Here is an 18949-nt window from a genome sequence, read left to right on the forward strand (position 1 = left end):
GTGTGACGAATTTGATGGATCATGTTTGTCGATTCAGTTTCCGGGAAGCGATGTATCGGACGGCCATCGTAGAATAGACGACCACGCTGATGGATGATATCGGCATGAGAATCGCGGCGACGAGCGGCGTCAAATTACCCGTGATAGCAAACGAAAGTGTGATGGCATTATAAAAGAAGGATAGTGCGAACCCTGACCTAAGAACATTCCTGGAAGTGCGCGCGAAGTCAAGGAATGTGTCGAGAGCTCCTATCTTGTCTCCTTGCAGGATACCGTCGCTGGAAGGAGTAAAGACAGAAGTATCATCACTGATCGCAATGCCAACGTCACTCTGCTTTAAAGCGCCTGCATCATTAAGCCCGTCACCGATCATCATGACTTTTTTTCCTTGCTGCTGCAGGGAACGGATGTAGGCAAGCTTATCCATGGGGCTTTGCTGAAAGAGGAGTTCGGTATGCCTACCGAACAAACTTCTCATTTTCTGGCGGTCGGCTTCATTATCTCCAGAGAGTAGGGCGTGACACTTTGCGCCGAGACGATCGATGAGTTCTTCCATTCCGGGTCGTACCGATACGCCGATAGAGAAGTACCCGCGGAGGTTGCCATCGATGTTGATGAAGACGACCGTACTCTCTGAAAATTTTGTTTTCGTGTCAACGAAGCTGGCGGACCCGATTTTTATCGTTATACCAGTGACCTGCGCTTCAATCCCACGACCGGGATATTCCTTGAACTGTGTTACTTCGATGAAACGATTCGAGCGAATAGATCTAGAGATGAGATTGCTAAGGGGATGCGTAGAAAAGCTGGTAATGGTTTTGATCCAGTCAAGTTCTGTTGAGGAAAGGTTACCGATGAAATGAATATCCGGTTGTTTGGTATAGGTTACCGTCCCGGTTTTATCAAAGACAATTGTATCAATACCGGCAAGTCGTTCGACGACATCCGAATTTTTTAAGTAAAGATGATGACGGCCAAACACGCGCAGGTACGATCCGAACGTAAACGGTGCAGCCAGCGCCAGCGCACAGGGACAGGCAACCATAAGCACAGACGTGAGGACAAGCCACATGCGTGAGGGTTCATAGAAGTACCAGAAGATTGCCGTAACAATAGCAAGACCGAGAACGATGAAGGTAAAATAGCGTGCTGCGCGATCGATTGTTTTGCGATAGCCTCGCTCCTCCGGTTTCTGAAAAACAGGATTGTTCCATAGACTGGTAAGATGCCCCTGCGAAACCGGTTTGGTGACGATGAGTTCAACTGGCTGACCCAGTATGCGACCTCCCGCATAAATAAGGTCGCCAAGCATGGCTTTCACTGGCCGGGTTTCTCCGGTAACGAATGAGTAATCGATAAACGCTTTTTCAGAAACCAGCTCGCTGTCGGATGGCACTACTTCAAGGTTCCGTATTCGGATGCGGTCTTGCGGAGTGATCTCCTGGATCACGACTGCTTTCCATTCGTCGCCCGTTTTGCGAAGCACCGCCAGAGGAAAGTAAGAGGTGTAATCACGATCGAAAGCAAGTGTTTCATAGGTCTTGCTCTGAAACCATCTTCCGATCAATAAAAAGAAAACCAGTCCAGTGAGTGAATCAAGGTAACCGGCTCCCGAATGGGTGATGATTTCAAACAAACTTCTTAAGAACAGAGCAGCCAGTCCCAGTGCGATCGGTACGTCAATGTTGAGTTGTCGTTGTGAAAAACTTTTCCATGCATTGACAAAATAATCTCTTGCGCTAAAGAATACTACAGGAATGGATAAAGCAATATTGAGATATCCGAATACCGATCCAAAGCTTTGCTCTTCATTCCCAAGGCCGAGGTATTCAGGAAAACTAAGCAGCATTACGTTGCCAAAGGCGAAACCTGCTATGGCAAGCTTGATCAGAAGGCTCTTGTCGGTGCGCGCTTCACTGCTTGTTTTATCGGTTGAATTAATCAATGGCGCATAGCCAAGCGAGGAGAGAAGTTGTGCGAGCTGACCAGGTGTTATGAGGGAAGGATTAAAATCAACACGTGCTGTTTTAGCTGAGAAATTCACTTCAGTTCTGAGCACTCCGGTATTGATCTTGTGAAGATTTTCCAACAGCCAGATACAAGAAATGCAGTGGATAGCAGGAATATTGAAAAGTATGCGAGCAAACGAGGTTGAATCGAACTCGATGATTTTCTTTCTGACTGAAGGTTCATCCAGAAAGTAATAGGATGATTCTGTTGGGTCGCCCATTGGAACACCCGGTGTTGTGTCCATGGTATAGTAGTCACAGAGATTGTTTTCAGAAAGAATGGAGTAGACCGTTTCACACCCCGTGCAGCAGAATGGTTTATCATCCTGCCAAACAGTATCGGTATCAGCACATGGCTGTCCGCAGTGATAGCAGGCTAGCTCATTCTCTATTGCAATCTTTTCATCCACATTCTCTTCGAGATTTTTCATAGGGGGCGAAAAGAAATTTAGTTCATAACTGAAGTCCAGATGAGCGTTTTGCCATGGTTGGCAACATTCTCCGTTTTGCTTCCATACACCATGTGCGCGATCCCTTTGCGGCCGTGTGTTCCCATGGCGATCATGTCGGCGTTTGTGGCTTCAGCAAATTTCAGAATGCCCTGCTCTTCATAAAGCTGGTTGTAGATGTCGATGCTGTAGTCGGCGATCTTATATTTTTTTGCAAGACCTTCAATGCGATTGTAGGTTACTTCATCAAGGGTGAAGTTGGCTGGTGTGTTAACCCATAGAAAATGGAGATGAGCCTTAAAGAATTTCTGAAGGGCTTTGATGTTGATAAAGAAATTGGGATAGTTTTCCTGGTCGAGCGTAAAAGGGACGACGATGTTCTTGACCGGGCCTTTGTAAAAACTTTTAACGACAATAACAGGAACAGGTGAAGTACGAACAATTTTTTCGGCGTTGGATCCAACGAAATATTCTTTCAGGCCCTCCGCCCCATGAGATCCCATAACAATAAGATCGATCTTATTTTTCTTTACATAGGAAAGAATGGATTTGGAGGGCGCGCCGAACTCGACTGAAAATTCGCAAGGGACTTGGTCGGGATTGCAATTGGCGGTAAGCTTATCGTAATTGGCTTTTGCTTTGCCGGCCATTTCGCGCCGGAGGGGCGCGCCGAATGCCTGCACCGGTGTGAGCGCGGAGTTGGGCATCGCTGGAAGCTCGATCACATGAACAACGTGAACTTTACCTCCCGAAATGGCAGCAGTGTCGATGGCAAATTTAAAGGCGTTCAAAGAGGTCTTTGAAAAGTCGCTTGGCACCAGAAGGTTTTTCATTGTGTGTGTTATTTAATGATTCAAATCTATTGGAGTGTTAGCCGCAAGACCGTGACAGGAATCAAGGCCACACATGATTTAAATCAGTCTTCCTGAAAGCCTGAAAAAATAACTTGCTCCATGGATGTACATGTAACCTTTTTAGGAGCAGCCGGTTCGGTGACCGGTTCGCGTTACCTGGTGAAAGCCGGGGAATTTCAATTCCTTTTTGACTGTGGTTTGTTCCAGGGGCTCAAAGAGCTTCGACTGCGCAACTGGAATCCTATGCCTGTGGAACCGTCTACCATTAACGCGGTCATTATCAGTCATGCCCACATTGATCACTGCGGTTATTTGCCGCGGCTGGTCAGGCAAGGCTTCGATGGCCCAATCTATTGTACGGAAGCGACAGCGGATCTGCTGGAGATCATGCTCCTGGATTCGGCGCGATTACAGGAGGAGGAGGCGGCCTTTGCTAACAAGAAAGGTTATTCCAAGCATACACCGGCGGAGCCGTTGTACCGGATCGAAGATGCGCGACGCGTGGTGAAGATGGTCAAGAAATTCAAGTACAAAGAAGTCGTTGATCTTCACAAGGCGGTATCAATCGTCTTCCATGATGCGGGACATTTGCTTGGATCAGCGATCACTGAAGTATTCATTCAGGGAACTTCGTTGAAAAAGAAAATTGTTTTTTCGGGAGATATTGGCCGCTACCACCAGGACATTATGCATTCACCGCAGGCGATCAGCGAAGCGGATGTTCTCTTTATCGAGTCAACTTACGGCAATCGTAATAATCCTGCCGTGAATCCCGAGGAGGTGCTGGCTAGAATTGTAAATGATACTGTCAATCATGGTGTATTGTTAATTCCTGCTTTTGCCGTGGGACGAACACAGTCATTATTATATTATCTACGCAAGCTGATCCATGAAAACAAGATACCGGATGTGCCGGTGTACATCGACAGCCCGATGGCAATATCGGCTACCTACTTATATTATAAATTTCCAGCGTATCACACCATCCCGGTAGACCAGCAGAATTTTGCGCGGGAACTGGAAACCAACATGCTCGTGTTTGTCAAGACAGCGGAGCACTCCAAGACGCTCAATGAAATTAAAAACCGTGCGATTATTATTGCCGGCAGCGGAATGATGGACGGCGGAAGAATACTCCACCATTTATATCAACGCTTACCCAACAAGCAGGATACGGTCATGATTTCCGGATACCAGGCAGAGGGAACACGCGGAAGAAAATTAATGGAAGGGAGCCCAACCCTCAGGATCTTCCATGAAGAGATTCCTGTGAAATGCAAAGTGGAAAACATCAGTGCGCTGTCAGGCCATGCAGATAAAGAAGAATTGTTTCAATGGATGGGAAACTTTAAGAATCCGCCATCGATTACCTTCACTGTGCATGGTGAGGGAAAGGACCTGGAGCTGTATGGAGAAGCAATTCGGCAACGCATGAAGTGGAATGTGGTAAAGCCGGAATATCTTGAAACCATCCGCCTATTTGAAAATATTTGAAAGGTTGAGAGTATGAAATGAAAAAACGGCGGAGAATCATCCGCCGTTCTCTTTGTTACAATTTACTATCTGATTTATTTCTCAACGATAGTCCAGATCGGGTAATCGATGTGGTTGACTACGTCCTCGGCCACACTGCCGACAAGCAGGTGATTTAGACCGCGGCGTCCGTGTGTTGCCATGGCAACCATGTCGGCACCGATCTCGTGGGCATAGTGAATGATACCAGATGAGTAGTCGATGTCGTTCCAGATAGCCGTCGTAGTGTTCTTAAGCATGTACCGTGCTTTGAAATCCTTAAGTGCCTTGCGCGTATGAATGTCGCTGCGAAAGATAGCCGGAGTATTGACATACACAAGGTGAAGCTCCGCAGAGAAGAAATCCTGCAACTGCTTCACATTCATGATCAGTGGATCCTTTTCTTTCTGAAGTCCTGTTGGAAATACGATGGAACGGATCGAAGCCGGCTTAACGTATTGCTTGATGGCAATGACGGGTACTTTGGATTTTCGCACCACCTTTTCAGTGTTGGAGCCCACAAAAAATTCCTTTGCACCGGTGGCACCTTTGGTTCCCATGATGATGAGGTCCGCTTTCTTTTTGGTGACGTACTGGTGAAGAGTGTAGTTCACATCTCCATACTCTACGAAGGTGCTAACATGGACATCGGAATTCTTAAGCCATTTGTCTTTGAGTGCTTTGAACTTAACATTGGCCGCCGCTTTCAGGTCATCAAGCATCTCCTGCTCAAAATAAAGGGTAGGCATCAAAATAGTATCGGCTGAAACCGGTGTCTCCACTACGTGGAGCAAGAGGATTTCTCCGCCGGACATTGCCGCCACGTCTATGGCAAAGCGGAAAGCGTGAATTGCCGCATCCGAAAAATCACAGGGTACCAGTATTTTTTTCATGGTTTTGTTTTTTTTGAAATCAAATTTCATACACTACTTCTGAGACCCATATGACAATTGTCATGAGATACCTTGATTGAAATCAGTTGGTAACGTTCCAAACGTCAGGACCTTTGTACCAGGTGAAAAAGAATTTTGAAGAACAAAATCAAACGAGCTATGGAAAATAAATTGCAGGGCAAGGTTGCGATCGTCACCGGTGGCAGCTATGGTATCGGACAGGCAACAGCGATCGCATTCGCGAAGGCAGGCGCTAATGTGGTGGTGGCCGATATAGTAGAAGACATCGAGAATGTTACGCTTCGCACCATTAAGGCTGCTGGCGGACAGGCAATGTTTGTAAGCTGCGATGTATCCAATACGTCCCACGTACAGGCATTGGTTAAGAAAGCAATAGAAACCTATGGACGCATTGACTTTGCTTTCAACAACGCCGGCATTGAGGGTGCTACTGCGCTAACCCAGTTGTGTACGGAAGAAAATTGGGACAAGACCATTGCAGTGAACCTTAAAGGTGTGTGGCTTTGTATGAAGTACATGCTACCGGAGGTCATCAAAACAAAAGGTGCCGTAGTGAACTGCGCATCGATCGCGGGCCTTGTCGGATTTCAGGGCTTACCGGCCTATGTCGCAAGCAAGCATGCGGTGGTGGGGCTTACCAAGTCAGCGGCGTTAGAAAACGCCAAGCTCGGCGTGCGAATCAATGCAGTGTGTCCAGGAGTGATTAAGACGCCGATGGTAGATCGGGTAACCAGAAAAGATAAAACAGTTGAGAAGGCATATGAAGATATGGAGCCAGTAGGAAGGATGGGAACACCGGAGGAAGTGGCGGAAGTGGTGTTGTTCCTTTGCTCGGCAAAAGCATCCTTCATTACGGGTCAGGCGCTTGCTGTTGACGGGGGATGGATTGCGGCATAAGGATCATTGCGATAGTAATAAACCATCGCAGGGTTAGGGAAACTTTTGTGGTGGTTATGAAGGTGGCTTTGCCACCTTTTTTTATTTCTGAGATAAATAGAACAAACTCAAAATGACGAGTCACGAAAACTCATTATGCTTTTTCGAACAGCCATTGGCGTGGCAAGCGTTTTACTTCAGGCTGAAGCAAAAATTTCTCGATGCTTTGCCTGCGAAGAAAGTCTATGATCACTGGGATCTCATCCGCCACCACGATAAGTTCCAGATCTTCCCGTGAGATGGTGCCAGCTTCGATCATATGATCCAGGTGACGCAGCAGCTCTTCGTGAAAGGCGCGGTCAAAGATGATGATGGGGAACTGAAGGATTTTTTTTGTTTGCGTCAGCGTGACGGCTTCAAAGAATTCATCGAGTGTGCCGAATCCTCCGGGCAATACTATAAATGCAAAAGAGTATTTGATCAGGAGCGTCTTGCGTATAAAGAAGTAACGGATGGTGACCCATTTATCAAGGTAACGATTCACCGCTTGTGGAGAAGGCAGTGAAATGTTGCAACCTACCGATCGGCCTCCAACGTCTTTGGCTCCCCGGTTCGCCGCTTCCATCAGGCCCGCACCACCGCCGGTCATGACAGTGAATCCCAATTCCGCAACAGCACCGGCTAATGCGCGGGTAGAATGATAGATCGGATGATTTTCTTCAAACCGCGCCGAACCAAAGAATGTGACACATGGACCAACGAAATGCAGACGGCGAAATCCGTGAATGAATTCCATCAACACGTTCATAACAAAAGTGAGTTCTTCCCAGCGTGACTGAGGACCTTTGAGGAAGTTGATTTCGGATTTTTCGATCGTCGGTGTTTTCACGTTGCAGCAATCGCGTTATTCTTTTTCAAAGCGACCCGACAACTCACTGATGCGAATGCGGAACAGAATTGGCTTTGATCGCTTGTCTACTTCCAGTGGTGCGCGTGAAAGATCCAATCCACCGCGCGAGACAGTGTTGGTGTGCATGGGTAGCAAACGGTCGTAAAGAATGCGATAGGCTTTCTCATAAGTGGAGGCATCATTGATTTCTTCATAAGTCCCCCAGGTGATCACACTTCGCCAGTTCTCCTGGTTTTCAATCGAATCAACCTGGAAGCATACGTTTGGATTTTTGCGCATGGTGTCGATCTTATGACCGGGTTGTGATTGCGCATAAATGCAGTTGCCCTTGAATACGTAGGTAATCGGGATAATGTAGGTCTTACTCTGATCCGAGCAGCCAATGCGTCCGACGATTTCAGCGGTAAGCAGTGCTTCAATTTGGGGAGATGACAGTGTTCCGAGCATGTTGGAGAGGTTGAGGTTGAATGTTTCGTGGACGAACCGGATATTTTTCAAAGATCTTTTTTACGGTGACGTTGATCTCTTTTAATGTGAGCTGAAACGGATAGGAGTTGATAACTTTTTCCGACCATCCCCGCCAGATAATCCTGCCGGATGATACTTCGATGATATCTATGATAAAGCTTCCTTGCTGATAGTCATAGCTGAAGTGCTCGCACGGATACCAGGAAGGCAGATAGGTGTCACTGATTTCATTGTTTTGTATAAGAAGCTTCTTGTCTTCTATAACGAAATGATAATGAATAGTGAGATCGGCAGTGGAGTCCGAGTGATGATAACCGCGCGCGTTAAGTTCTCCTTCGACTGCGCGCCGGATGTGCTGGTTGCTGAACTCTGTGTATTTAAATGGATTACGTTTTTTTTCTTCCGCCGTCGCTACGGGCCATGTATAGGAATTGAAGCAGGTATAATCCATATCCACTTCACTGGTGGAGTGAATGGAAACACGTTGGCTGCAGGCAGCAAGGCTCAGGGAAAGAATCAATGCCAGCAACATTTTCATTTTTTTAGGGTTTTCCTGTGAAGGATAGTGCTTAGTCCGAAGGGCAGGTACAAGGGGCAGACGCTTACCAGGCTTGTCAAAAGAAAGATGACCGATAGTGCGATGAGTATGATCCCAACCGTGCCCGTAACGAAGCCGGCGAAATAAAGCGTCATCAGTACTATTGCGATCAAGGTGCGGAAGATTCGGTCGGTGCTGCCCATGTTTTTTTTCATAGCCATTTTCGTTTTAAGGTTTCTCGTAGGACTGTAGTAAAAATATCCGTCGGCCGGATGAGTCCAGACGGCATATGTCAGTGTCCGATCTGATTTTTGTCAGGTGTCTCACATATCAGGAAAAGCCTATGACATTGCTCAGTCACGGGCGATCATAGATGATCATTGAAATGTTTATGACCATAAGAGTTGAAAAGCAATAGATGATGATGGCAAAAGAGGATTTTTTAGTGAAGGCTTCCCAGTGAAGCTGGAATGCGTGAGAACATGAGGCGAACTGGTCATGCTCGAATTCAAACTCATCTCGGTTATCAGAAGGATCGCCAAACAGGCAAGAACTCTAAGGGAAAAAGTTTGTTCGGTGTAAGTAAAATAATTCAGTCTGAAGTAGAAGACAAAAATGCTGAATCCGTTGTGCGTACGAAGCGGCGTCAACGAATCATTTTGAATGAAATTATTTCGTAGGTGCTATTCGCTTTGATCGTAAATGATTTTTAATTGACCTTCTTTGGGCTCCTTGAAGGCGTCACATTTGATCAAATGTTGTTCCATCTCGTCGATACTTTCGTGATGAAAGGACGCACTAAATTCGTAAGCCCTTAACAGCATTCTCACATAAGCGTCAGGAAGTCGTTGCCTTGTTAGTTTTCTCAGTGCACCCATATAATCTTCCCGATAAACAGTCGGTATAATTATTTTGGATTGGCCCTTTGAAGAGAGTTCGACATTCATCATGACGCGCGCAATACGCCCATTCCCGTCAAGAAACGGGTGAACTTCGCTTACTATGAACATCATATAGGCGGCCTTTGCAAAAGGTTCTTTTAATAAGGTATACCACTCAAAGGCTTTCTTCAATGTTCCACTAACAAGATGATGATCCACAAATTCTGTGTTCCCGGCACGGTTGTTTTTATCCTTGAATTCTCCTGGTTTTTTCGAAACACGTGCCCTTAATAAAATCTCGTGGCGCCTTCTTAGGATATCCAGAAACTCCTCCGGGGTTGCGGGGCAAATACTCATTTCTCTCCTGTCCGATACAATTTGATAAGTTCCCAGTATATCGTGAGAGTCTTCATCACGTGCCGGTAAAGGAGTTTGTGTATTAATGATCTCCTTTGCTTCATCTATTGTGAATTCGGTACCTTCTATGTAGTTGGAAAAATACCCTTCAAAAAACGCTAAGGTTTTATACGAACCAGTACTTGTGTTCCGGTCGGGTCGTTCAGGAAATACTTTGCCAGCCAACTCTCCATAAAGTGTTTCAAACAAGTTGATTCGATCTGGATCTAATGGCTCACCCATTACACGTGCAATTGCTGCGGTGGAGGTGAGATTTTTGCTTTCACCCGTAGCGAGTAAATCGCTGATGAGCTGATTTAATTTTTTAAATTCTTTCTGAAAACCCAGGGGTTCTGCTATTGCTTTTGCCTGGTCTCTGATAGTATTAAGACCACGTTCGCCGCGCGCCCGAATAATGCTTTCTAGTCGTTCTTCAAGTTCGTTTAGAGATAGAGCTTTTGATTCCTCTCCTTGCTTGCGTGTTGGTTGCATGTTTTCAAGAAGCGCACGGGCTTCCTGTGAGACATAGAGATTGTCAAAAAAGGGAGTGTCACCTTCTATCTTAGGTAGACCTTTCAGTAGATGAATTGTGAGCCCTGGAAGTTCAACGTTTTCGGTGTAAGTATAAGTAAGGAACACATGACCATTTTTCGTTGGTTTATATTCCAGTGCGCTTCGATGGCTTAGTATTGCATTGGGGTATTGGTTGCGAAGGATGTGATACCAGTTCCTTTTTATAATAGCTGCTGGTTCATCTTCTAAATTGGAGGTATAAATCCGAGGTGCGATTTTTCGGATCTTTTCCCACTTTAAGAGAGACGCAATTTTTTTTGACTCAGTTTTGTCGGAAGAGCCAAATATCATTTCCTGAACTCTTGAAGGAATTTTTCCCATTAACTGGCACGTTTCTCCAAAATTGGAGAATATTTCCGATTAATTATTAATTATGGGAGAAAAAAACATATTATAATTGATAAGTCAAGTATTTTTCCTGATTAAAATAGCCAGAAATGCCCAAATCGCGGAATTTTCCGATTAATACCTAAAGTTTGAAATGAGTTGCTCAGGCAGAAGCTTTGTTAATGACTAATGCAAAGAAGCTTGATTAATAAAGTTTGAACCAAGACCCGACTTTCTATGTCAGGATCAACATAAATACAAAATCCTCAACTAAAATATCGTTTATCTAAATAAAATTATGAACTTGGGTATCTAGTTTATACCTCATTCAAAATTTAATGCAGTGATGGGTAGGCCGAATAGTACTTTTAATAATGAACAGCTTATCAAGATAAACGTTGATAAGGATTGGCGATTACACTGATGCAAATGGCTTCCGTGAGGAGGACAAGAGTATCATGTATGATGTCAGCAATTTCTATTCCAAACATGGTATTAACTGTGTGTAAAGATACGAATTGAATTATCCTAAACTTGAAGGGGCAATGCGCAATAAGGGCATTGTGTAAAGCATGTACTATTCCATTCAGTCAGGCATGCTCCGTAGTTTGCTACCCATCCTGCATTATTAACAAAAATGAAAAATTCTGACTGGTTTAAAATAAAGAAATATCCTCATATCGGTTCTCCTCTCACAATTCGCGATAGAGAGTGGGTCGAGCGTTACATTAAGGACCCTGTAAAAGTAAAGGCACATTCATTTTCTCCATTTATTCATAAAGCGATCAAAGTTCGGAAATATAGACGTGAAACTGTTGGAACGGAGAAATCTAAATTGAGAACCAATGGAGAGAAGATCAGACATATCTTTTATGCGAATCATCTTGATTCAAATATCTATGGATACTATGCTGATCTTTTAAGTGAGAAGTACGAAAAATATCTTGAGAGCAGCGCAATTTCGTCATGCGTAACTGCTTATCGAAGAATTCCACTGAACCCAAAAAATCCTGACTCGAGAAATAAGTGTAACATTGATTTCGCCAATGATGTATTCAATTATATCAGAGGAAGTGATGAGACTCACTTAGTATCAATCACTCTGGATATTAAAAGCTTTTTTGATTCATTGAATCATAAAATATTAAAGAGAAGATGGAAAGAAATTTTGGGGAGCGGAGCGGATCTCCCAGAGGATCATTACAACATCTTTAAAAACATAACAAAGTTTTCCTATATAGAAGAAAACGACATATTCAGTTTTTTTAAATCACAAATTATTGTTGAAACGAAGGATGGACGATTTAAATCGCGATCAATTGACAAAATAAAATATCTTAAAGAAAAGAAAGCAATTGCCTTTTGTAACGCATATGGTATAAAGTTACTCAGAGAGAGCAACTACATTCGCTCAAATAAGTATCATGATCCGTCACGGGAGGCTCTGCGCATTAAAGGAATACCGCAAGGATCTCCTATCAGCGCCGTACTCGCGAATATTTACTTGACTGATCTTGATATGGCAATTCAAAAATTTGTGGGCGAACGAGGAGGGCTATATAATCGCTATTCTGATGATTTAGTTGTTATTTGTAAAGAGGAACACAAAACGTCGATTTTGGAATTTCTACAAGCTTCGATTAGTGATAAGGAAAATGTTGATTTAGAGATTCAAACTACAAAAACAAAAGTTTTTCATTTCATTAAACAAGCGGGGAGATTTCAATGTTTTGAACAAAGCGATGTGACGGGATTGTATAGTCAAAGGAATAAAATGGAATATCTGGGCTTCACTTTTGATGGAGAGAATGTTTTATTGAAATCTTCCAGCCTAGCTGGGTACTACAGAAAAATGAAAAGTTCGATTAGGCGAGGGAAATTTTATTCTTTAGCAAGTAGAACCAAGTCAAAAGGCGTCTTGTTCAAAGGAAGATTGTATAAACGGTTCACGCACTTAGGGTCGGAACGGAAAAGATTGTTTAAAAAGAGCGGAAAAAATGATGGCCAATGGGTTGTTAGTCATAGATACGATTGGGGTAATTTTTTAACCTATAGTACCTTAGCTGCTAGAATCATGTCTTTCAATAGTATCAAAGAGCAAACTCGAAAAACCTGGAAAAATTTTCATAGATTTTTAAAAGAATAAAATTTGCGTCGATTTCAACGGTTCTATTCATCATCGAAGTAAAATTGGTGTTTTTAATTCTTTCAAGGCTTGCGAAAAATTTAAGTTTTTCGAAAAAATCATTATCTCATCGCCCACCCTATTAGAAGTAGCTTGGGACAGTTGATACAGAACTCGTTTATGTTGGGCATACAAGTTCAAAATGAATTCGTGATTGTCATATGATACCATCCACATTTTATTAAGTCGATTTACGTATTTGGATAGTTTGTTGTGATCTTCCTTAGAGTAAAAGTTCATATATAGATCGGCACCTTTTAAATAGTAAGGTGGATCTAAATAGATGAATATCTCATCTTTGCTCTTATTTAACTTATTTATGAATTTCACTCCATCGTCATTTGAGAGGACGATCCGATTTGCAACGGTAGCAATTCTTTCTATTCTAGATATTAGATCTTTCTTATTGAACCGAGCATCAATTTTGAATTTACCCTTTTGCCTAAATCCCCCAATGATACCGCCGCTAATTACTCCAGAGACATTTGTTCTATTTAAGAAAAATGTAGATTTAGCTAAATCAAATTCGTCTACATCATTTGCCCGTCCTTGGATTGCCTTAAATCTCCGCCAATTCGTTACGGAAACTTTTACATTTGCTACCCACTCACAAAACTCATCAGGTCTTTCTAAAACGATTTTCCAGAAAGAATAAATTGATTTGTCGAGGTCATTAATATAAATGCGCTCGACATATCCCTCACAGAGTAGGCGTAGCGCCAATCCAGAACCGCCTGCGTAGGGCTCAGCATAACTGGATCCTATTAATCCATTTTCATAAAATATTTTCGAAACGAATGAAAAAATACAGTTTTTTCCCCCAGGATATCTTAGGGGTGAATAAAATGGGGTTTTATTCTTTTCCATGGGAAATCGTAACAATGGAACCAATAGCTATTGAAAGGGCAACAGTTTGTTCGATACTATTTGAAGTCTGGTAATTATGAGCTCCTGTGTGCAGCAATTGAATTATTGAAGACTGATTTATATTGTGGTTTGACAAACTAGTTTTGACATCCTGATTGAGATTTGATTTGGCTTCAGCAAAATGTCCGGTAAGATAAGTGTCCATTTTCTTATTTTTATCTTCTTTAGCCGCTGTTTCAACAAGTAATCGTAAAGACATCCTTATTAATCCTGGAAAAGTATTGGATAAAGTGCTTTGGTTGGATTTATAAAAGTTATATAAATCGACGATATCCCGATAAAGATTACTTACTTCGCCAATCCGAAGAAATAATTTGCCCCCAAATAGTTCGTTCTTCTTGACATGAGTTCGCCTAGTGACAGTCGACTTCGGTGATTCGGTATCGACATGAAATCTGATTTTGGTTCGACGTATGCTGTTGTTCTTATTTTTTTGTAAAAACTGCTGCGAGGTGGGGGCAAGAACATCAACCACTTTTCCTCGGTTTTCTCGAGTAGATATGACATTATCTTTAACTTTTGTCGAAATATCTGCTAAAATCGCTATAGCTTCTTTTTCTGTATGTTGACTATTTAGTTTTCCATTTTTGACGGAAAAGCCAAGGGATTTCAAAATGTCTTCACGGAAAATTTCATCCTTTACGAATCGCTTATTTAGATGGGGATTGGCTGTTATTATTCCTGTATCTTCTTCTAGTATTAAGAAAGGACTTTTTTCCTTACCCATAAATTTATGTAGAAAAATATCGCGTTCTAAGGGGAGCCATGACCCAGAATCACTATGCTTTCGTAAGACGTTAACCAGCGCAATTTTTTTAATGCAGACATTACAAGGCACCTCTTCTGGAATTTCGGGAAGGTCAATCTTTGTTCCCAATGGAATAGTTACTAGTCCGTGCTTAATCTTAGCTAATATCATCCTTCGATTACCATCATAAACAACCGGTTTTTGTCCATGGTAAACCACTGTAGGTAACTCACTAAAGTCATAGAAGTCGCCCATTTCCTTCGAAAGTTTAGCGAGCGTCCACTTAGAATGATTATCACTAAAAGCCAAATCGACAACATCTTGGTCTGAGCCGTTTGGGTCGATTGGTTCGCGAGGATTTTCAGTCCATAAGACTAAGTCTTTAATATGGATTGACTCAACTTTTTGGTTCATGGTCATTTGAAATTTATTGTCAATTGGAACCGAGTAGTATTTTAAACAGCCCCTCCAGTTTCGCCCAAGCAACTCGTACATCGCGTTCGGTTGAGACCCAGTTCTCGTTATGATTAATCATATGCAGTCGTTCCAAAGAATAGGGCTTATCATAATCAGTTTTGACTTGATCTATAGTCTCAATAAGATTCTGGTCAGTAATGCTCGTACATTTTCCGTTGACAATATGACTTAGCATTTCACCCAATGTTGGATTGTGCTTCGCGTTTTTCTGAATTTTTTCGTATTCATTATTCTTCTTAAAGAATGCTATTAAAGAACATTCCAAAAAACTGCGAAGAAGGTCATGAGTTGCATTTGGAAATTGAGCTACATCAATATCTCTCAACTCCTCATATAGAAGGCGTAAGTTAGAATTTCCAATTCTAAAAGGTATATCTACAGAAGTAAAAAGACCTGTTGGTTGGGGTCTACTTCGAAGTGCTATGGGCTTGTCTGTAGCTTTCGGTGGTTTTCCGCCTGGAGTGATACTTACGGTTTTGTTCCCAAAAATGTCTTCGACTGTATTATTTTTTATCTCGGCATCAACCTTTTTAGCATCTTCGATCTTTACAGATTTTATATAAGATTCAATTTTGTCGGTTTTGTTTAATGATCTCGAATCTATTTCGTTGTCATTGAAGTCCTTTTTTCGGAGAACGTTATGAATGATGACTTTTAGTTTTTCCTTGAAATCAACATCTCTTACGGTTAATGCGCCTTTTTCATCCACTTCAAATCTAAATTCGGCTTTGGCAGGCCCTGTCGTAACAAGCCTAAAAAATGTTGTTACATATCCCTTACCCAATATTTGATCTTTCATTTCTTCAGGAATGTCCAATTGCCTTACTATTCTTGCAATACCTATCTTAATAAATTCAGCATGGTTTTCACTTCCTCTCCGAACCTTATAAGTGCTTCGTTCAGTATCCTGCCAATTGACCTCATTGTTATTATTGGCGTGTTTACGGTCTATATATCTGAAACCTTCATTTTTGTTATCGGTTACTATACATTCAAGCAAGAAGGAGCTATCCAACTTAGCAACACTACTTTGCGTGAAGAGGTATTTATTAAGTCTTTCATCAGAAACTAATTCAGGATTACTTAAAATTTTATAAGCTGCTAACCGTCTGTTGCCCTCAAGCACGATGTAACTTCCTCCGTCGGACCACACCACTAATTTTTCAAGTTGAGGCAAGTCTAAATCTTTGACAATTTCTTCGACTAACTGCTTGATTTTAAAATCAGATTTAGCAACAAAAAAGTGAATTAAATCACTTTGATCGGAGTTGAAATATTTATCAGGGAATCTTGCATTCTCGTCCCAAAGCAGTAGATCTTTTATGGCAATTTTCTTATTCTCAATACTCATAATTGAATTATACAGTTAATCCTTCAGGCCACAGAAAATTTTTCTGAAGCCAATTTATATTAGCTAAAAGCTGAAATGACTGATTGTTAATCGAGTTGGTAAGAGGAAAAGAATCATACTAAAGTAAATATTTTTTGATAAGTAACAAATCGAATATGCCCTAACTTTTTGATGTAACAAGATGAATGCTTCGTTAAATATTTGTAGATTCAATCTTTAGTATCTGTCCTCCCCTAACTATCTATTCGCCCCAATTAAAGTTACGCGTTTGGGTATACAAGAATTACGACCTTAAGAAAATCTTAACATGAATTGGGCAAAGGTAAATCGTGGAAAGCTGTCACTAATTAACTATGTAAGGAAGGCCGATCCGAAAACTAATTACTGGCTGGATTTATCTCATAATAAGATAAATTATTATCGAAAGTTAACAAACGATCGCTTCAATATTATTGTTTATGGTGATGATAGTATCAAGACAGATTTCTATGTAATTCCTTATGAAGAAATAAAGCATCTTCTTGTAAAAGAGAATTTTGCTAAAAGTGATGGTAGAAGACGTTGGATTGGAAGTATCATCAATCATTATCTCTCCTTAACTAATACTGACACAAAACACAACGTTGCCGATAAGCATGGGGTATACTCATCTGATTATAACTCAGGAAGATCATTTTACCTGATTGGATCTAAATACGGCGAGTTGGCGAATATTTCTATGCTTCCTGCCATGATCAGTAAGGAAGTTATTGCGATAGGTTTTTACGATGCACCACTAGATGGATATTATCTTAGGTCAGAAGTGGAGATAAAGCAATTTCTTATAGAAGAAGGGGAAGCGCCAAAATCTTATAACGCAATTGCAAAGTTTCTGCAAATAAAATCGGGAGACATTGTAGCAATTAAAAAATCAGGCTCGCCAAGAGGTACAACGCCAAGTCTTATTATCGATGCCTATGCCATTGTTGTTGAAAGAATGGGCTCTGTATACTCTTACGATTCGCTTGAACTAGGCCATTGTATTAGTGTAGAATTTCTGGATACCAGCCTTAATAAAGAGTTTGGTATTGGAGGACATAATAGGACCATTGCACGAATTACAGAACCTGAATTGGTTGCGCAAATTTTCGATGGTTTTTTACCTAAAGACGAGGATAACATAAGACGAAAAATTAGAAAAAAGAGGGGGTACACACAAAATCGACAAAGCTCCAGCATAGGAAAGGTAGTAATCCTTACGTAGCCAATTCGAGGCATAACGAACTCCAAAATCGTTTCAAGGAAAAGTTGGAACGACTTTATGGTGTGGATAAAGTGACCATGGAAGAAGACTGGGTAGATATCAAAGTAGATTTGGGAGACAGTCTTATTTTTTATGAAGTAAAGCCTTTTCACCTGGTTGAAGACTGTATTCGGGATGGTCTAGCTCAAGTGGTTTTGTACGGATTTTATTCCGAAGATAAAAGACCCAAAAAATTAGTTATAGTAGGCCCATCAATGCCTTTAACGGAAGATCAAGAGCTAATTCTTTATTTGAAAAGCAATTTGATTTTCGATTTTGATTACGAAGGATTTCAAGTTGATCAGACTTTTTAATTTAAGATAAGGTAGAATGTATTAATTTTGATCTAAGAATTCGTTCTTTAAATGCTGGCAAAAAACGAGGTGACCTATTCGGTTACCTACTATTCAAAACATTGAGTTTTAGTGGCAAAAACTAAGATAGTGCGCTCCCAGCGGGGTCACAGAATAAAAAGAAGCCTTAGCAGTAGCTAGGGTTTTTTAGTTTCAAGCGAAGGTGGCATTGTCCACCATAGCTGCTTCAGCGAAGGTGGAGTTCATACTCAATCTTAATGATCCTCCACACAAACTCACCCGCGCCTGTTTTTACAATTGCTTCATCCCCGACTTGTTTGTTCATGAGAGCGTGCGCCATCGGTGAATCCATGGAGATATAGTTTGGAGTGTTGATAATTTCTTCAGAGCCCACGATGCGGAGCCTTTTCCGTTCACCTTTGCTATTCTCAATTTCCACCCACGCTCCAAACATCACCTTGCCCTCCTGAAACGGTGAATACGTCACCACTTTCAAATCATCAATGCATTTTCTTAAGTAGAGCACACGACGGTCGATCTCCCTCAGACGTTTTTTATTGTAATGGTAGTCTGCATTCTCAGAACGATCTCCAAGACTTGCGGCCCACGAAACTTTTTGAGTGGTTTCAACACGTTCTACCCTCCAGAGATGATCCAGCTCCGCCTTTAACTTTTCTAAACCTTCCGGCGTAATTAAAAGTGTTTTCATCTTATAACATCAGGCCTTCAATTCCCTTTATCAGATATTAATATTTCTTCTCAACAGATGTTATTTTAATAGATTGGACAAACCTTGTTTTTAAGATTTCAAATCCCATGTGGTAAATTTAGGGATTAGAATTCAGTTTATTGATCGAAACCTTATCTGATACGACTTTTCACAAAAGGAGTTTTTGCAAACTTAATTTCCACCCTCCGACAAATCGTTACAGTATAAATACACTTCACTACACCTCCC

17 protein-coding genes are annotated in these 18949 nt (G+C 41.8%); 5 read left to right on the plus strand and 12 right to left on the minus strand.

The genetic code is table 11. The features are described from left to right. Window positions 1–19 precede the first annotated feature (19 nt). On the minus strand, window positions 20–2440 hold the full coding sequence (locus HOP08_12390) for an HAD-IC family P-type ATPase (GenBank protein NOT75716.1): 2421 nt from the start codon (window positions 2438–2440) through the stop codon (window positions 20–22). Between the two features lie 17 nt (window positions 2441–2457). Further along, the gene (locus HOP08_12395; GenBank protein NOT75717.1) at window positions 2458–3291 is read right to left on the minus strand and encodes a universal stress protein; all 834 of its coding nucleotides are present in this window, start codon (window positions 3289–3291) and stop codon (window positions 2458–2460) included. 120 nt (window positions 3292–3411) lie between these two features. Between HOP08_12395 and HOP08_12400 the strand changes: the two genes are divergently transcribed. Continuing rightward, window positions 3412–4806, plus strand: a complete 1395-nt coding sequence (locus HOP08_12400) for an MBL fold metallo-hydrolase (GenBank protein ID NOT75718.1) — start codon at window positions 3412–3414, stop codon at window positions 4804–4806. Window positions 4807–4880: 74 nt separating this feature from the next. On the opposite strand, the gene HOP08_12405 is transcribed toward HOP08_12400, so the two are convergent. Further along, window positions 4881–5717: a universal stress protein gene (locus HOP08_12405; protein ID NOT75719.1), complete on the minus strand. Its 837-nt coding sequence runs from the start codon at window positions 5715–5717 to the stop codon at window positions 4881–4883. 159 nt (window positions 5718–5876) lie between these two features. Between HOP08_12405 and HOP08_12410 the strand changes: the two genes are divergently transcribed. Beyond that, window positions 5877–6635: an SDR family oxidoreductase gene (locus HOP08_12410; protein ID NOT75720.1), complete on the plus strand. Its 759-nt coding sequence runs from the start codon at window positions 5877–5879 to the stop codon at window positions 6633–6635. Window positions 6636–6768: 133 nt separating this feature from the next. Here the strand turns inward: HOP08_12410 and HOP08_12415 are convergent, their stop codons facing one another. The 5 genes from HOP08_12415 to HOP08_12435 all read right to left on the minus strand — a co-directional run bounded on the left by HOP08_12415 (window position 6769) and on the right by HOP08_12435 (window position 10701). Further along, window positions 6769–7422 (minus strand): TIGR00730 family Rossman fold protein, encoded by a 654-nt coding sequence (locus tag HOP08_12415; GenBank protein NOT75721.1) that lies wholly within the window; start codon window positions 7420–7422, stop codon window positions 6769–6771. A 96-nt stretch (window positions 7423–7518) separates the two neighbouring features. Further along, window positions 7519–7971: a pyridoxamine 5'-phosphate oxidase family protein gene (locus HOP08_12420; GenBank protein ID NOT75722.1), complete on the minus strand. Its 453-nt coding sequence runs from the start codon at window positions 7969–7971 to the stop codon at window positions 7519–7521. Then, the gene (locus HOP08_12425) at window positions 7940–8530 is read right to left on the minus strand and encodes a DUF4136 domain-containing protein (GenBank protein ID NOT75723.1); all 591 of its coding nucleotides are present in this window, start codon (window positions 8528–8530) and stop codon (window positions 7940–7942) included. The genes HOP08_12420 and HOP08_12425 overlap by 32 nt, the downstream gene beginning before the upstream one ends. After that, window positions 8527–8745: a DUF2892 domain-containing protein gene (locus HOP08_12430; protein NOT75724.1), complete on the minus strand. Its 219-nt coding sequence runs from the start codon at window positions 8743–8745 to the stop codon at window positions 8527–8529. The genes HOP08_12425 and HOP08_12430 overlap by 4 nt, the downstream gene beginning before the upstream one ends. Window positions 8746–9213: 468 nt before the next feature. Beyond that, window positions 9214–10701 (minus strand): Fic family protein, encoded by a 1488-nt coding sequence (locus tag HOP08_12435; GenBank protein NOT75725.1) that lies wholly within the window; start codon window positions 10699–10701, stop codon window positions 9214–9216. 643 nt (window positions 10702–11344) lie between these two features. Between HOP08_12435 and HOP08_12440 the strand changes: the two genes are divergently transcribed. Further along, window positions 11345–12853 carry an RNA-dependent DNA polymerase gene (locus HOP08_12440; GenBank protein ID NOT75726.1) on the plus strand — a complete coding sequence of 503 codons (1509 nt, stop codon included), beginning with the start codon at window positions 11345–11347 and terminating at the stop codon, window positions 12851–12853. 30 nt (window positions 12854–12883) lie between these two features. Here HOP08_12440 and HOP08_12445 read toward each other — a convergent pair whose 3' ends face one another. The 3 genes from HOP08_12445 to HOP08_12455 are packed head-to-tail and all read right to left on the minus strand — an operon-like array spanning window position 12884 to window position 16395. Continuing rightward, window positions 12884–13759: a DNA adenine methylase gene (locus HOP08_12445; protein NOT75727.1), complete on the minus strand. Its 876-nt coding sequence runs from the start codon at window positions 13757–13759 to the stop codon at window positions 12884–12886. Beyond that, window positions 13746–14981: a hypothetical protein gene (locus HOP08_12450; GenBank protein NOT75728.1), complete on the minus strand. Its 1236-nt coding sequence runs from the start codon at window positions 14979–14981 to the stop codon at window positions 13746–13748. The genes HOP08_12445 and HOP08_12450 overlap by 14 nt, the downstream gene beginning before the upstream one ends. A gap of 19 nt (window positions 14982–15000) precedes the next feature. Then, entirely contained in the window at window positions 15001–16395 is a 1395-nt protein-coding gene (locus HOP08_12455; GenBank protein ID NOT75729.1) for a hypothetical protein, read from the minus strand. Window positions 16396–16702: 307 nt separating this feature from the next. Here HOP08_12455 and HOP08_12460 point away from each other — a divergent pair, with 307 nt between their 5' ends. Both HOP08_12460 and HOP08_12465 read left to right on the plus strand, forming a co-directional pair. Next, window positions 16703–17638, plus strand: a complete 936-nt coding sequence (locus HOP08_12460) for a hypothetical protein (protein ID NOT75730.1) — start codon at window positions 16703–16705, stop codon at window positions 17636–17638. A 44-nt stretch (window positions 17639–17682) separates the two neighbouring features. After that, window positions 17683–17991, plus strand: coding sequence for a hypothetical protein (locus tag HOP08_12465; GenBank protein NOT75731.1), 309 nt, complete (start codon window positions 17683–17685; stop codon window positions 17989–17991). Window positions 17992–18217: 226 nt separating this feature from the next. Here the strand turns inward: HOP08_12465 and greB are convergent, their stop codons facing one another. Continuing rightward, a complete protein-coding gene (gene greB, locus HOP08_12470; protein NOT75732.1) occupies window positions 18218–18700 on the minus strand; it encodes a transcription elongation factor GreB in 483 nt (160 codons plus the stop codon). Window positions 18701–18949: the final 249 nt, after the last annotated feature.

The organism is Cyclobacteriaceae bacterium (assembly GCA_013141055.1).
GTDB lineage: Bacteria > Bacteroidota > Bacteroidia > Cytophagales > Cyclobacteriaceae > ELB16-189.